Raw genomic sequence first — 15421 nt, forward strand, 5'->3', positions numbered from 1 at the left:
AGTCACGGGGTTTGGCTGAGCATCGTGCGGATCTTGCTGGCCAGCAGCTCAATGGCAAACGGTTTGGCGACCATGTCCATGCCGTCCTCGAGGAAACCCTGGCGCTCGGCAGCTTTCTGCGCGTAACCGGTCATGAACAGCACCTTGAGGCCCGGCCGATGCTGACGGGCGATTTCCGCCAGTTGCCGGCCATTCATGCCGGGCAGGCCTACGTCGGTGACCAGCAGATCCACGCGCAGATCGGACTCAAGCAGCGGCAGGGCGGTCTTGGCATCTTCGGCTTCGTGGGCTTGATAACCCAACTCCCGGAGCAGATCGAGCACCAGCATGCGCACGGCCGGGTCATCTTCGACGACCACCACGGTTTCGCCGGTCGCCGTCGTCGGCGCTTGCTCAAGCGGCACGATCGCTGGCCGTTCCGGCTCGATGCCGTACAGACGCGGCAAGTACAACCGCACACAGGTGCCCTGGCCCGGCAAGCTGTCGAGGCTGACATGCCCGCCCGACTGCTGGGCAAAACCATAAATCATCGACAGGCCCAGCCCGGTGCCCTGGCCAATGGGTTTGGTGGTGAAGAATGGATCAAAAGCCTTGGAACGCACCGAGGGCGTCATCCCGGTGCCGTTGTCGCTGACTGCCAGCATCAGGTAATCGCCGGCCTTGACCGGTTCCAGCGTGGTGATGTCACTGCCATCGAGATACACGTTGGCGGTTTCAATCACCAGTTCGCCGCCATCAGGCATCGCATCCCGGGCATTGATGACCAGGTTGAGCAGGGCGTTTTCCAGTTGGCTGACGTCGGTGCTGACCGGCCATACATTCTCGGCCAGATGCAGTGTGAGTTCGATCGGATCGCCCTTGGTCCGGCGGATCAGGTCTTCCAGAGAATGCACCAGCTCATTGACGTTCAGGGTTTTGCGATCCAGCGACTGTCGCCGCGAAAACGCCAGCAACCTGTGGGTCAGTGCTGCCGCACGATTTGCCGAGGACACCGCCGCTTCGGTAAATCGACCAATTTCGTCGGCCCGGCCGTTGGCAATGTAGCGCTGCATCAAATCGAGACTGCCGATGATCCCGGTGAGCATGTTGTTGAAGTCGTGGGCGATACCGCCGGTGAGCTGACCGACAGCCTCCATCTTCTGCGCATGTCGCAAGGCATCTTCGGCACGCTCGCGTTCGAACATCTCGTTCTGCAAACGCTGGTTGGCCTGCGCCAGTTGTTCGGTGCGAGCGCTGACCCGTTCTTCAAGGGTTTCGTTGAGATTGCGCAAGGCTTCTTCGGTTTTCTTGCGCTCGGTCTCGTCGATCACAAAGATGTAGAAACCATTCACCGCGCCGTCCGCACCGTAACGTGGAAGGTAATTCATCAGCGCGTGGCGACTGCTGCCATCACGGTGCGGGGTGTACAGGCTGAACGAACACGGTCTGCCGGCCAGGGCTTCGGCAATGTAAGGCAGACGCAGGAAATAGGCCTCTTCACCGATGACTTCACGAATCGTGCGGCCGTAGAGCTCCTGTGGCGTGAGTCCGTACCAGTCCAGATAGGCCGCGTTGTTCAGGCGAAAGCGCTCTTCACAGTCGACATAGCTGATCAGGATCGGCATGGCGTTGATGATCAGTTGCAGTTCGGTCTGGCTCTGGCGTAACGCCTGTTCGGTGTGTTTGCGCTCGGTCAGGTCCAGCGCCGCGCCGAGGAAGCGCATGGGCCGGCCATGATGATCCTTGTAGCAGCGCCCGCGAGCGAACACCCAGCGGACCTCGCCGTCAGCCTGCAACAAGCGGTATTCCTCAGCGTATTCGGTGCCGTGGGTGATGCAGTGTTTGATGCTGCGCGCGATCATCGCGCGGTCTTCGGGGTGCACGCCCTGCAAGTAATCGCTGATCGGCAATTGACCGGACAGGGCGGGGTCGACGCCATGCAGTTGGGCGAAATGCGCATCGGCGATAAAGCGATCTTCGCCGATATCCCAATCCCAGGTGCCAACGGCATCGGTCGCGGCCAGGGCCAGTTGCAGGCGTTCCTCGGTTTCGCGTTGAGCCTTGAGGCTTTCTTCGGAGCGTCGCTGCAGTTCCAGAGCGATGCGTCGGCGTTCGTTGGTTTCGATGGCAGTCACCAGAATTCCGGCGACTTGCGCGGTTTCATCACGGATCGGACTGTAAGTCAGATCCAGCCAGAAGTCGGACTCTTTGCCGTCACGTTGCAGGGTGAAGCGTCTTTCGCTGTAGGTGCGCACCTGGCCTTGCAGGACTGCTCTGTAAATGGGGTCGGTAAACTCTTGAAGTTCGGGCCAGATCTGGTGCGCAGGTTGTCCGAAAGCGTGCGGATGCTTGTGCCCGGCGAGCAGGGCGAAACCGTTGTTGTAGATCTGCGTGAGCTGCGGGCCCCACAACAACAGCATCGGCATGGGCGAGTGAATCACGATGTCCACCGCCGTGCGCAGGCTCTGCGGCCAGTTGCCGGCAGCACCCAGCGGGCCACGGCTCCAGTCGGTGCGGGCGATCAATGCCTGCGCGTCGTCGGTGTTCGGTACAGCATTCATTACATCAGTCCTGAGCGTGGTTCGGTGAGGCGACGTCTATCATTGTTGCAGTTGAGCTGCGCCAGGCGCAGGCCATTTTCTGTTCATTGAATGCTTCGCGGGTGTTTTTTGCCATGGAAATCGATGCACTGTTGTCAGTTTTGTCCAATAAAAACGGTTCGGATCTGTTCCTGTCCACGGGCGCACCGCCCAGTGCGCGGGTCGACGGCGTGCTCACGGCGTTGAGCGAGCAGCCTTTCAAGATCGGTGAAACCGCCGCCATCGCCGCCTCCCTGATGGACGCCGAGCAACGACGGGAGTTCGACCGGGATCTGGAAATGAACCTGGCGATTTCGCGAACGGGCATCGGCCGCTTTCGCGTGAACATCTTCAAACAGCGCAACGATGTATCGATCGTTATCCGCAACGTCAAACTCGACATCCCGCGCTTCGCTGACCTGAAACTGCCGCCGGTACTGCTCGACACCGTCATGCTCAAGCAAGGGTTGATCCTGTTTGTCGGCGCCACCGATTCGGGTAAGTCGACTTCGCTGGCGGCATTGATCGACCACCGCAACCGCCACAGCACCGGGCACATCATCACCATCGAGGATCCGATCGAGTACATCCATCGGCACCAGCGTTCAATCATCAATCAACGTGAAGTCGGGGTCGATACGCGCAGTTTTCATGCGGCGTTGAAGAACACTTTGCGCCAGGCGCCGGATGTAGTGCTGATCGGTGAAATCCGTGATCGCGAAACCATGGAACATGCATTGGCGTTTGCCGATACCGGACATCTGGTGCTATCGACGTTGCATGCCACTAACGCCAATCAGGCGCTGGATCGAATTATCAATATGTTCCCGGAAGAGCGGCGACCGCAGTTATTGCAGACGCTGGGCAATAACCTGAAAGCATTTATCTCGCAACGATTGGTGCGCACTGTCGATGGCCAACGACGGGCTGCTGTCGAGGTGCTGTTGGGCACGCCAACCATCGCTGATCTGATCCGACGCGGTCAGTTCGATGAACTCAAACCGATCATGGAGAAATCCACCGAACTGGGTATGCAGACATTTGATGCAGCGTTGTTTTCGTTGGTTGCCGAAGGTGCAATCAGTGCGCAGGAGGCTTTGAAAAATGCAGACTCGATCAATAATCTTAAATTACGAATCAAACTGGCTGGAGATGAAAGTAGTAATAATGGTTCGCCGTCAGGGGAGTGGGGACTAATGGATTGATGTTTAATTGATTGCTTTGAATATCCGTCAGGAAATAGCGCCTCATATTTTTGAAGTGGAAGGGGTGTGTCAAAAACAGTAGAACGTCATCGAGCTGAAGTTGTCGGCTGGTTAACTTGATGAGGTTCTAAGTATGAATGATAAAACCAGAGGTAAAACATTCTGGTCTTCGGCTGTCGCTCTTTCCGAGTGGAAATACAGGGCTGAAGCAGATGCAGTAGAGCGCCAATTGGTCCTGGCTCAACTGGAACAAGCGTTAAGCCAATACACGGATGATCAAAAGATCAATTGGTATACACACGAAGTGGCGTTGCAGGCGGGATCTTCGTTGTATGAAATTTATAATCCCGGCAGGCTTATGCTCAGCGAACTGCTTGAGACCGGTCCGGTCGTCGGTGCACTTGCCCGGGAAGGTGCGCGCGACCATGACGGACTTGTACGAGTTACACCTGACGGCAAGATGGAAGTCCGAGCAGACAGGGGGTGGGTGGATCTGGTAGCAGCGCGTCACTTTGAAAAAAGTGTTCCGATACAATCTGCATTGACGTTGATTTCGGATATAGCAGCGGTCGTCGGCGGCTACGTTTGGCCTGATATCGATTTGACGCTCGATCAATGGTTTCGATTCCATGACATAAGTTTGCCCGAGAACAACGTGAAGGTCAGAGAACTGATCGCCTTGTTCAAGTTTGATCCGCAAGTGAAAGAGCCTTCAAACTATTGGGAGCACTTTCAAACAGAGGACCAGACATCGATTGCATTGTCCGGGGAGCAGTTTTTCGCCATTCGTAATGCGACTGCCAAGTTGATGAGTGGGAAAAAACTCCTGACAGCCCTCTACAATGTTACCGGGCGCGCCGCTGTCACCCATGAAAGTGCGGCTCAATTGGTTGTCGAATTCGTCAATCATCCAGTTACCCGGAATCTCGCAAAAGAGTATCTGAAAGAGCTGGGTTGGTTTGGCGTAAACAAGGGGCAGGAAGTCGCTGATGACATCCTCGGCCAATTGCTGATGACGGCAATATTGCTTGATCTGGATCCGTCAGTTGGTCATGACATACAGCGCAATCACGTCGCTGGATTTGATCTGTATGCGCCGAAAAATGTTGACCGTCACCCGTCGGTCATACGAGAGGAACTGACGACTGTTCTGCGAACCAGAAAATGGGTTGATAGTGGTTTGGAACCGCTGGTAGCTCACCTGCTGTTGGCACGTAATGCCCCAGAGTTTCTGGCCAGGGAGATTCCATCGTCGATCACCCTCGGCTCGATTGGCTGGATCAATTTTTGTCGTGCCGTCATGCTCGTCGAGACTGTAAAAACCGGTGCGACGCGAGTCATGACGTATGCCCAGATAATGGCTTATGGCGAACTGCAACCGGTCAGTGAGTCGCAGAAGCACAAGCGTGACCTGGCCATGATCGACCCTATCGTCGATTGGGCGCTGATCAACCAGATTGTGACAACGGCGGAACTCGAGCAGGCCGAAGAAACCAGCACCCGGCGTGCAATTGACGCATTCGAGCAACACTCGGAAAAGTTCGCTCAAATCGCCAAGGTATTTTCGACACCGTTACCCGACAGAGCGAAGATTGCCCGTGCGGCTTTGAAAATTGCCGCACCGGGTTGTGACACCCTGGACGCAAAAGCACTGTCCGAGCGAGGCGGGCAGCAGGTCATGTCCATGGTCGACCTGCATCAATCGGGCGACTTGGTCACTGGTCAGTGGGACAGGCGTACGGTGCGTCTGGTTACTAACGGTGTCCCCAAGCCGGCCATCAACTACAACCCGTCCGGTGTCAGCCTCTACAAACGTTATCCGGGTTTATTGAAACTTGCATCCTGTGACGAGGAGATGGATCGGCAGTTGGCCGTGCATTTCAATGATTTGAACAGCGCCATGTTATCTACCGTGAAACTGGCTTTGGCGCAGATGCCAGAGGCGGATCTGCGCGTCTTCATGAATGCCGATATTCACTTCCTCACGGTACGCGAGTCCGCCGTTTATTATAAATCGCGTCGGGCGAGCGGCCCCCTGACTGTCAAAGTGACACAAGAAACACGACAAAGCAGAGATGCCGCCACAGGACGTTTTGGCATCGTGATGTATGCGTCTTGCGAGAATGCTGACCTCTGCTATGAACTGTTTACGTCGCGCGCAGAAACTCGAAAAAATGACGCCTTGGCTGCTTTCATCAAACGAGAGCAGAAACTGCAACAACGCTCGAGAATGAGTGCGAGCGGGGATGTAACGTTTCCACTGAGTATTACCGCGACGCAAAGCCTCCCGCTCGACGTAAAGCGCTATACCCATGCCACTGCCGAAGACTCTTCGATTACCAGCAGCATGGCCATCATCGATAATTTTGGCATGCTGAAAGGATCGCAGACACCTTCGACGCCACCATCCGGGTTCTATCGGAAATTCAACGATCCGAATATCGAACGTATCGCCGAGTTTCTCGTCAAGAATCGACCCTACCTGAATAAAAATGAGCTGAGAGAAATAGTCCGAATACCGACCCCGCTCGAGCTCTCCAGGGAAGAGGGTGATCGACTGCTGACGTATTTCATCGACTTGCTGGTGCCTTTCAAAAAATGCATCGAGGATATTGCCTCGGGTGAACATGACAAGGTGGTGGATGGGATCTACGGATGTTTGATGGACGGTATCGGTCTGGTCGGAACGGTGGCGGGAGCCAGTTCCAAAGTGTTGAGCATTTCGGCCAAGGCTATTTCAACGACATCCAAAGCTGCGCGGTTTACCCGGTTGGCATTCACCTCGGCCATTGGCCTTTTCAATCCGCTGGATGGTGTGCCGTCTGGCATCCAGGCGGGCGCTAAACTGGTGCGCAAGGGCTTGTTGCGCTTTAACAAAAACAGCCATGAACTCGTCGCTATAGCGAACAGCCAGTTGCACAGACTCAGTGGCCGCCGGCAATCCTATGATCTGATCAGTGCTTCCGAGAGTGCACATCGGGGAGTGGGGCACTGGCAACCACGTGGCAGCACCGGCAACCTCGTTACGGTTCTGGCCGCACGCAGTGGCAACAAATGGTATGCCTTGAACCGTCGTGGCAATCTGTGGGGGAAACCACTGACAGGCTTCACCTATCAAGCGCCTCTACAGTTGCCGTACTCACTCAAGACACTGCCGGCAAGTTACACGCGCAACTTCATCGAAAAAAGCCTGCCCCGTGCTCGGGCGAAGATCGACAACGCCATCGAAGCCATCAGCCGACATGAATTCAAGCGAGATGGCGATCTGCTAATGAAGGCACTGTTCGGTAACACCTCGCAGACGGCTACTAATCGGCTGGTTAATTATTTGCGGTTGATTCGCTTTGACTTTGCTGGTTTCTCGATGAGCAATACGCTGCTCAATGCGTTCAAGCATAACGAGACAATCGCCTCTTTTGACGTGAACAACTACAAGCGCTGGAAAAGCGCTAGCTCCAGCGACGCGGCTGATATCGCGTTTGTCGAGATTTACACTCAAAACCTGAACAAGCATTTCGTCAATCTAGGCTTCAACCATGATGTGGTGGCAGACGACCTGATTCATGAACTGTTCCACGGTAGTGCGCAGACCGCGGATGTTGGCTACGCCACCGATACCGAGCATCAAAGCAACACCGGGCAGCGGCTGGATGTGGCGCAACTGCTGAATCTTGCGTCCGGCAACCTGGCTGTGGCGGACTCGATCGCGAGTTACCATGCGGTGTCCGAAGCTTTTGAAAATGCTGACTCTCTAGCAGTTGCCACCTCGTTACTGAGTCAAATGGCTACGGACAAAGCTACATTCGACCACAACATGACGATCATCCGCGATGCACTCGACCGTAGTGGCGGTAGAGCGATTGTTCAGCCGGTTGTCATTACGCTGAACAAACCCCTCTGACGACCAGCGCTGCCAGCAACGTTTATTGTCAGAGCGTCAGCGCGCGATTCAAGTATCAAGCTCCGGCCGATCCCGAAACTGCTCCAGCGCTTCGGGATTGGCCAGCGCATCGGTGTTTTTCACCGGTCGGCCGTGCACCACTTCCCGCACGGCCAACTCCACAACCTTGCCACTGATGGTGCGCGGAATGTCCGTCACCGCAACGATCTTCGCCGGTACATGCCTTGGAGTGGTATTGGCGCGGATCACCTGCCGGATTCGTTGTTCCAGCGCCTCTTCGAGTGTCAGCCCTTCACGCAACCTGACAAACAGCACAACCCGCACATCGTCCTGCCACTGCTGACCGATGGCGACGCTGTCCAGCACTTCAGCGACTTTCTCGACCTGACGATAAATCTCCGCGGTGCCTATGCGCACGCCGCCGGGATTGAGCACGGCGTCCGAGCGCCCATGGATCAGCATCCCGCCATAAGGCCGTTGTTCAGCGTAATCGCCCTGTGCCCAGACACCGGGAAACAGGCTGAAATACGATTGGCGCAGTTTTGCGCCGTCCGGGTCATTCCACAGACCGATCGGCATCGCCGGGAAGTGCCGGGTGCAGACCAGTTCGCCTTTTTCGCCCACGACCGGCTGGCCGGCGTCATTCCAGACTTCAACCGCCATGCCCAGGCTTTTGCCCATGTTCTCGCCGCGACGCACGGGCGACAGCGGGTTGCCATTGACGAAGCACGAAACGATGTCGGTGCCGCCAGACATCGAAGCCAGACACACATCAGGTTTGAAGTCGCGATAGACGAAGTCATAGCTTTGCGGCGACAGCGCCGAGCCGGTGCACAGCAGCGTTTTCAGGCTTCCCAGATCATGGATTTCGCGGGGTTTGGTGCCGCTGCTTTCCAGGGTGGCGAGGAACTTGGGGCTGGTGCCGAACACGCTGATGCGTTCATCGTCGATCAAGTCGAGCAAACGCTGGTTATCCGGGTAAAACGGCGAACCGTCATACAGCACCACGGCGCTGCCGACCGCGAGCGCGGAGACCAGCCAGTTCCACATCATCCAGCCGCACGTCGTGTAGTAAAACAGTCGATCGCCAGGACCCAGATCGCAATGCAGGCCGTGTTCCTTGACGTGTTGCAGGAGCACGCCACCGGTGCTGTGAATGATGCATTTCGGCATGCCAGTGGTGCCGCTGGAATACAACACGTACAGCGGATGATTGAACGGCACCGCGACAAAATCCGCTTCGCCGCCCGCTTGATAGAAGTCATCCCACAAGGTCACTTCGGCGCGAGTCCGGTAAGTCTCGATGCGGGCGTGCGGGTGAGCGTAAGGCACGATGATCAACTGCCTTAGCGTTGGCAGTTGTTCGAGTATTTCGTTGATTTTGTCGCTCTGGTCGATCGCCTTGCCGGCATAGCGATAACCGGCGCAGGTGATCAGTACCTTCGGTTCGATCTGGCCGAAGCGGTCGATTACGCCGTGGGTGCCGAAGTCCGGCGAAGAGCACGACCAGATCGCGCCAAGGCTGGTGGTGGCGAGCATTGCGACCAAGGTCTGCCAGGTATTGGGCATGCAGGCTGCGACGCGATCGCCGAGGCCAACCCCGGCGGCCTGCAAGCTCGCCTGAAACCCGGCGACATGCTCGGCCAGTTCAGCCCAGGACAATTGCTCACGCTGGCCATTTTCCGCCACGCTGACCACGGCCACAGAATCGTCGCGACGACGCAGCAAATGTTCGGCGAAGTTCAGCGTAGCGCCGGGAAACCACTCGGCATCCGGCATTTGCGCGCCTTCACGCAGCACGGCATCCGGTTGTGTGTGGAAGCGGATATCGAAGAAATCGACGATCGCCTGCCAGAACTCGGCGCGCTGCTCGACGCTCCATTGGTGCAGGGCCGGGTAGTCGTCGAGTTTCAGGTTGTGGCGTTGATTGGCCGCACGACGGAAAGTGTCCATGCGCGACTTGGCGATACGGTTGGCATCGGGTTGCCAGAGGATGTCGGACATTGGTTGCCTCTTGTTATCGGATTACAAAAATTCCCTTGTAGGCCTTCGCCTGCTCGCGATAGCGGTGTGTCAGTTAACTGTTACGGGTCTGACACACCGCTATCGCGAGCAGGCGAAGGCCTACAGGGACGCAGCATTACTGCGCCAACCACCCACCATCAATATTCCACGCCGCTCCACGCACTTGGCTACCCGCCTCGCTGCACAGGAACAGCACCAGTTCGCCCAGATGCTGCGGTGTCACGAACTCGAGTGACGGCTGCTTCTCGGCCAGCAGATCATGCTGCGCCTGCTGCGGATCGACACCTTTGGCCGCACGGTCGTCGATCTGCTTCTGCACCAGCGGCGTCAGCACCCAGCCCGGACAAATCGCGTTGCAGGTGACGTTGCTGGTCGCGGTTTCCAGGCCGACTACTTTGGTCAAACCGATCACGCCATGCTTGGCGGCGACGTAAGCGGCTTTGCCGGTCGAGCCCACCTGACCATGCACGGAGGCGATATTGATGATTCGTCCCCAGCCTTTGGTGCGCATCCCCGGCAGGCTCAGGCGCGTGCTGTGAAACACCGAAGACAGGTTGATGGCAATGATCGAATCCCAGCGCTCGATCGGGAATTCCTCGACAGCGGCGACATGCTGGATGCCGGCGTTGTTGACCAGAATGTCGACACCGCCGAACTCGCGTTCGGCGTAAGTGATCATCTCGGCGATCTGCGCCGGGTCACTGACATCCGCCGGATGATGGCCAACCTTGCCGCCAAACCGGGCGACTTCAGCGATGACTTTCGACGCATCGCCGAAACCGTTGAGAATCAGGTTCGCGCCTGCCTTGGCCAGGCTCAGTGCGATGCCCAGACCGATGCCGCTGGTGGAGCCGGTAACCAATGCGGTCTTGCCGGAAAGAGTGGTCATGAATACCTCACACAAGGCCAGTGGCGTAGAAAGTGCCGATCACTACGAAAACCGCCAGGGTCTTGATCAGCGTAATACAGAAAATGTCTTTATAGGCTTCGCGGTGGGTCAGACCCGTCACCGCAAGCAAGGTGATGACCGCGCCGTTGTGCGGCAGGGTGTCCATACCGCCGCTGGCCATCGCGGCGACGCGGTGCAGCACTTCCAGCGGAATGTTCGCGGCATGAGCGGCGGCAATGAACTGCTCGGACATCGCCGCCAGCGCAATGCTCATGCCGCCCGACGCCGAGCCGGTGATACCGGCCAGCAGCGTCACGGTGATGGCTTCGTTGACCAGCGGATTGGGGATCTGCTTGAGCCAGTCAGCCAGTACCAGAAAGCCCGGCAGCGAAGCGATCACTGCGCCGAAGCCGTATTCCGACGCGGTGTTCATTGCCGCCAGCAACGCACCGCTGACCGCGCTTTTGCTGCCCTCGGCGAGCTTGCTGCGAATCGCCTGAAAACCGAACGCCAACACCATCAGAATGCCAACCAGCAAAGCCGCTTGCACCGCCCAGATCGCCGTCAGTTTGGCGATTTCGGTGGTGACCGGTGTGGCCATGCCCGGCAGCGCAAGGCTGTGAGTCTTGCCATACCACTGCGGAATCCACTGGGTGAACAGCAGGTTCATGATGCCCACTGCCAGTAGCGGCGACAGGGCAATCCATGGGTTCGGCAGCTTCAGGTCTTCGGCGGTTTCCGGTTCGTTGCGCAGTTCAGTGCCGTAGCCTTCACCGGCGCGCTGCGCTTTGTTGCGTTGACGCTGGAGAAACAGCATGCCGGCGCAGAACACGAAAATCGTACCGATCACGCCCAGCCACGGCGCCGCCCAAGCGGTGGTGTTGAAGAACGTGCTGGGGATGATGTTCTGGATCTGCGGGGTGCCGGGCAGGGCGTCCATGGTGAACGAGAACGCGCCAAGGGCGATGGTTGCCGGGATCAGCCGTTTGGGGATATTGCTCTGGCGAAACATCTCGGCGGCAAACGGGTACACCGCAAACACCACCACGAACAGCGACACGCCGCCATAAGTGAGCAGGGCGCAGACCAGCACGATCACCAGCATTGCCTGTTTGGTGCCGAGCAAGCGAATGGCCGCGGCAACGATCGAGCGGGAGAATCCCGACAGTTCGATCAATTTACCGAACACGGCGCCGAGCAGGAACACAGGAAAATACAGTTTGATGAACCCGACCATTTTTTCCATGAACACCCCGGTGAAGGCAGGGGCGACGGCGGAGGGGTCGGTAAGCAGCACCGCGCCAAGGGCGGCAATCGGCGCGAAGAGGATAACGCTGTAGCCACGGTAGGCGGCGAGCATCAGCAGCGCGAGGGCCGCCAAGGCAATGATCACACTCATGGTGTGTCTCTCCAGAATTGTTATTTTTGTGGGTGGAACGGGTTTGGGAGAGGCGTTAGCGAGATCTGTGCCAGATGTTTAAGTTGTTGAAATATATGGAATTTACTGGTTGTAGGTAAAGGTTTTCAACGGTTTTGTCTCGTTTTAGAGACTACGTTAAACCGAAAAGATCGCAACCTTCGGCAGTTCCTACAGTGCGAGCGCGAATTTCCCCTGTAGGAGCTGCCGAAGGCTGCGATCGTTTGATCTTCAAACAATCCATCTACAGAAAGAGATCATTGTCTCTATTTAGAGACTCAGGCAATCCCCAACGCCACCATTTTCTTGTACAGCGTCGAACGTCCCAGCCCCAGTCGAGCCGCAGCTTCCGGCACTTTCCCCTGACATTGCGCAAGAGCTGCCTGAATCAATTGCCGATCAAATCTCTCCCGCGCCTGAGCAAATGTCTCGCCAGCCAGCGTTTCCACGGTACCCATCGACGCACGTTCAACCGGTGTAAACGTACCAATCGCCGCACGAATATCCTGCTCGGTCAGCATCAAGTCATCACTGAGCAACGCCGCCCGTTCCAGCACATTACGCAGTTCGCGAATGTTCCCCGGCCACGCGTGCTGTCCGAGCAACGCCAGCGCATCCCGGTGCAGTTCATGCTGGCTGCGCAGCTCTTCCAGAATCGCTTCGCTGAGCGCCGGCAGATCATCAAGACGCTCACGCAATGGCGGCACCTGGATCGGCAACACATTGAGGCGGTAGTACAAATCGGCACGGAATTCACCGCGTTTGATCGCCGCTTGCAGATCGGTCGAAGTCGCGGCGATCACGCGAACGTCGCTCTGAATCACCTCGTTGGAACCGACCGGTTCGAATTCCTTTTCCTGCAGCGCACGCAGCAGCTTGCTCTGCAAGGGCAGCGGCATGTCACCGATCTCGTCGAGAAACAGCGTGCCGCCCTGGGCGATCTGCAGCTTGCCGGTGCGGCCCTTGCGGTCGGCGCCGGTGAACGCACCGGGTGCCGTGCCGAAAAATTCCGCCTCCAGCAGTGCCTCGGGAATCGCCGCGCTGTTGATGCTGACGAACGCTTTGTGCGCCCGTGGCGAGGCGCTGTGAATGGCCTGGGCCAGCAGCTCTTTACCGGTGCCGGTCTCGCCGAGCAGCAGCACCGGCGATTCGGCGCTGGCACTGCGTCGGGCACGGCGTTTGACCTCAAGGCTGGCGGCGCTGGTGCCGATGAAGTGGGCGAAGTTGTATTTGGTTTGCCGGGCGCGCAGCAGAGAACGGGTCGAGGCCAATTCTTCCTGCATGCTCAAGTAGCGTTTGAGCATCGGCGACAGCGTGCGCAATTCGTCGAACAGGGCAAACCCGATCGCGCCGATCACCGTGCCGGCGTCATCGTGGATCGGCAGGCGCATCACCACCAATGGCTCTTTCGGCGTGTCCTGCATGTCCAGAAGGATGGGGCGACCGGTGCGCACGACTTCGCGCAACAGACTGCCGGGGATCACGCTTTCACAGGGCTTGCCGATTGCGCCTGCCGCCGATTCAAGACCAAAACGCCGGGCGTAGCGCTCGTTCATCCAGACGATGTTGGCATCGCGGTCGACAATCACCGTGCCTTCGCTGGACTGCTCGATGATCTCGAACAACGAACGGATCGCCAGGCTGCGAACCCGTTGGTAGTCCTTGAGGCTTTCGGTGGTGTTCATGGCGGCTGATCCTGATTGTGTATGGCCTGTGCCGGCCCCTTCGCGAGCAGGCTCGCTCCCACAGTAGATTGGGTCGTTCCCAAATTTTGTGTCCGGCGTGAACCTTGTGGGAGCGAGCCTGCTCGCGAAAGCCTCGACCCGGTTTCAAGCCGAACACATATGACGCCTACCCCGGATGCGCCGCCGCCAACAGCTCTTTGGTGTACGGATGCTGCGGCGCGTCGAACACATCATGACTGGCGCCACGCTCGACCACTTTGCCGTCCTTGATCACGATCATGTCGTGGGCCAGCGCGCGTACCACTGCCAGATCATGGCTGATGAACAGATAGGTCAAACCGTGTTTTTCCTGAAGCTGACGGAGCAAGGCGACCACTTGTTTTTGCACCGTACGATCCAGCGCTGACGTCGGCTCATCAAGCAGGATCAGCGCCGGTTTCAACACCAGCGCCCGCGCGATGGCAATGCGCTGGCGCTGACCACCGGAGAACTCGTGGGGGTAGCGATGGCGACTATCCGGGTCGAGGCCGACCTCTTTAAGCACGCGGATCACTTGTTCATCGCACTCATCGGCAGTCGACTCGCAGTGCACTTCCAGGCCTTCGCTGATGATCTGCGCCACTGACATGCGCGGGCTGAGGCTGCCGAACGGATCTTGAAACACCACCTGCATCTGTCGGCGCCACGGACGCATCTGTTTCTGATTGAGACCGTCGAGCGCCTCGCCCTGAAAGCGGATACTGCCTTCGGAGTCGAGCAGGCGCAGGATCGCCTGACCCAGCGTCGACTTGCCGGAACCGGACTCGCCGACGATGCCCAACGTCTTGCCACGCTGGATGCTCAGGCTGATGCCATCCACCGCCCGCAGGTATTGCTTGCGCTGGAACAGGCTGCCGCCGACGACAAACTCAACCTTCAGATCATTGACCTCCAGCACGTTTTCGCGTTCATCCCGGGGCAGGGCTTCGCCTTCGGGTTCGGCGTTGAGCAGCACGCAGCTGTAAGGATGTTTCGGCTCGGTAAACAGGGTTTCGCAGGGCGCCTGTTCGACGATTTCCCCGGCCTTCATCACGCACACGCGCTGAGCAATGCTGCGCACCAGATTGAGATCATGGCTGATCAGTAGCAGCGACATGCCCAGGCGTTGTTGCAGGGATTTGAGCAGCAGCAGGATCTTGCGCTGCACGGTCACATCGAGCGCCGTGGTCGGTTCGTCGGCGATCAACAGCTCGGGTTCGCAGGCCAGGGCCATGGCGATCATCACCCGTTGCCGTTGCCCGCCAGAGAGTTGATGCGGGTAAGCCTTGAGGCGTTCCTTGGGTTTCTGGAGGCCCACCAGACCGAGCAGTTCGAGGATGCGCGCCTGCGCCGCTTTGCCGCCGAGGCCACGATGCAACAGCAGGGTTTCGCCAATCTGTTTTTCGATGGTGTGCAGCGGATTGAGCGAGGTCATCGGCTCCTGAAAGATCATGGCGATGCGGTTGCCGCGCAATTCGCGCAAGACCTTGGGATCCGCACCGATCAGCTCCTGTCCGCGATAGCGAATGCTGCCAGTGGTTTGCGCTTCGCTTTCCGGCAGCAATTGCAGAATCGAATGAGCGGTTACCGATTTGCCCGAGCCCGATTCGCCCACCAACGCCAGACATTCGCCGGGGCGAATGTCCAGACACTGGTCGCGCACCACGTTCTGGCCATGGAAGGCAACGTTGAGGTTACGGATTTCAATCAGGTTGTCAGTCAT

The 15421-nt window shown here is 57.8% G+C and carries 8 protein-coding genes; 2 read left to right on the plus strand and 6 right to left on the minus strand.

All coding sequences use genetic code 11. The annotated features are described in order from the left end of the window. Positions 1-2: 2 nt before the first annotated feature. The gene (locus QOM10_RS13070) at positions 3-2540 is read right to left on the minus strand and encodes a PAS domain S-box protein (protein ID WP_316918223.1); all 2538 of its coding nucleotides are present in this window, start codon (positions 2538-2540) and stop codon (positions 3-5) included. 113 nt (positions 2541-2653) lie between these two features. On the opposite strand from QOM10_RS13070, the gene QOM10_RS13075 reads away from it, so the two are divergent. Both QOM10_RS13075 and QOM10_RS13080 read left to right on the plus strand, forming a co-directional pair. After that, positions 2654-3763, plus strand: coding sequence for a PilT/PilU family type 4a pilus ATPase (locus tag QOM10_RS13075; RefSeq protein WP_127927131.1), 1110 nt, complete (start codon positions 2654-2656; stop codon positions 3761-3763). A gap of 133 nt (positions 3764-3896) precedes the next feature. After that, on the plus strand, positions 3897-7664 hold the full coding sequence (locus tag QOM10_RS13080) for a hypothetical protein (RefSeq protein WP_316918224.1): 3768 nt from the start codon (positions 3897-3899) through the stop codon (positions 7662-7664). A gap of 48 nt (positions 7665-7712) precedes the next feature. On the opposite strand, the gene QOM10_RS13085 is transcribed toward QOM10_RS13080, so the two are convergent. The 5 genes from QOM10_RS13085 to QOM10_RS13105 all read right to left on the minus strand — a co-directional run bounded on the left by QOM10_RS13085 (position 7713) and on the right by QOM10_RS13105 (position 15421). Further along, positions 7713-9668: an acetoacetate--CoA ligase gene (locus tag QOM10_RS13085; protein ID WP_316918226.1), complete on the minus strand. Its 1956-nt coding sequence runs from the start codon at positions 9666-9668 to the stop codon at positions 7713-7715. A 136-nt stretch (positions 9669-9804) separates the two neighbouring features. Next, positions 9805-10578: a 3-hydroxybutyrate dehydrogenase gene (hbdH, locus tag QOM10_RS13090; RefSeq protein WP_316918227.1), complete on the minus strand. Its 774-nt coding sequence runs from the start codon at positions 10576-10578 to the stop codon at positions 9805-9807. Between the two features lie 7 nt (positions 10579-10585). Next, the gene (locus tag QOM10_RS13095) at positions 10586-11977 is read right to left on the minus strand and encodes a GntP family permease (protein WP_316918228.1); all 1392 of its coding nucleotides are present in this window, start codon (positions 11975-11977) and stop codon (positions 10586-10588) included. Positions 11978-12273: 296 nt separating this feature from the next. Next, positions 12274-13680, minus strand: coding sequence for a sigma-54 interaction domain-containing protein (locus QOM10_RS13100; RefSeq protein ID WP_316918229.1), 1407 nt, complete (start codon positions 13678-13680; stop codon positions 12274-12276). A 166-nt stretch (positions 13681-13846) separates the two neighbouring features. Further along, positions 13847-15421 carry an ABC transporter ATP-binding protein gene (locus QOM10_RS13105; protein ID WP_316918230.1) on the minus strand — a complete coding sequence of 525 codons (1575 nt, stop codon included), beginning with the start codon at positions 15419-15421 and terminating at the stop codon, positions 13847-13849.

The sequence above is a fragment of the Pseudomonas sp. P108 genome (assembly GCF_032613195.1).
GTDB lineage: Bacteria > Pseudomonadota > Gammaproteobacteria > Pseudomonadales > Pseudomonadaceae > Aquipseudomonas.

Bases quoted from the DNA above. Each gene is read 5' to 3' on its own strand.
- QOM10_RS13070 (WP_316918223.1), bottom strand. From the start codon at position 2,540: ATGAATGCTGTACCGAACACCGACGACGCGCAGGCATTGATCGCCCGC.
- QOM10_RS13075 (WP_127927131.1), top strand. From the start codon at position 2,654: ATGGAAATCGATGCACTGTTGTCAGTTTTGTCCAATAAAAACGGTTCG.
- QOM10_RS13080 (WP_316918224.1), top strand. From the start codon at position 3,897: ATGAATGATAAAACCAGAGGTAAAACATTCTGGTCTTCGGCTGTCGCT.
- QOM10_RS13085 (WP_316918226.1), bottom strand. From the start codon at position 9,668: ATGTCCGACATCCTCTGGCAACCCGATGCCAACCGTATCGCCAAGTCG.
- hbdH (WP_316918227.1), bottom strand. From the start codon at position 10,578: ATGACCACTCTTTCCGGCAAGACCGCATTGGTTACCGGCTCCACCAGC.
- QOM10_RS13095 (WP_316918228.1), bottom strand. From the start codon at position 11,977: ATGAGTGTGATCATTGCCTTGGCGGCCCTCGCGCTGCTGATGCTCGCC.
- QOM10_RS13100 (WP_316918229.1), bottom strand. From the start codon at position 13,680: ATGAACACCACCGAAAGCCTCAAGGACTACCAACGGGTTCGCAGCCTG.
- QOM10_RS13105 (WP_316918230.1), bottom strand. From the start codon at position 15,421: ATGACTGACAACCTGATTGAAATCCGTAACCTCAACGTTGCCTTCCAT.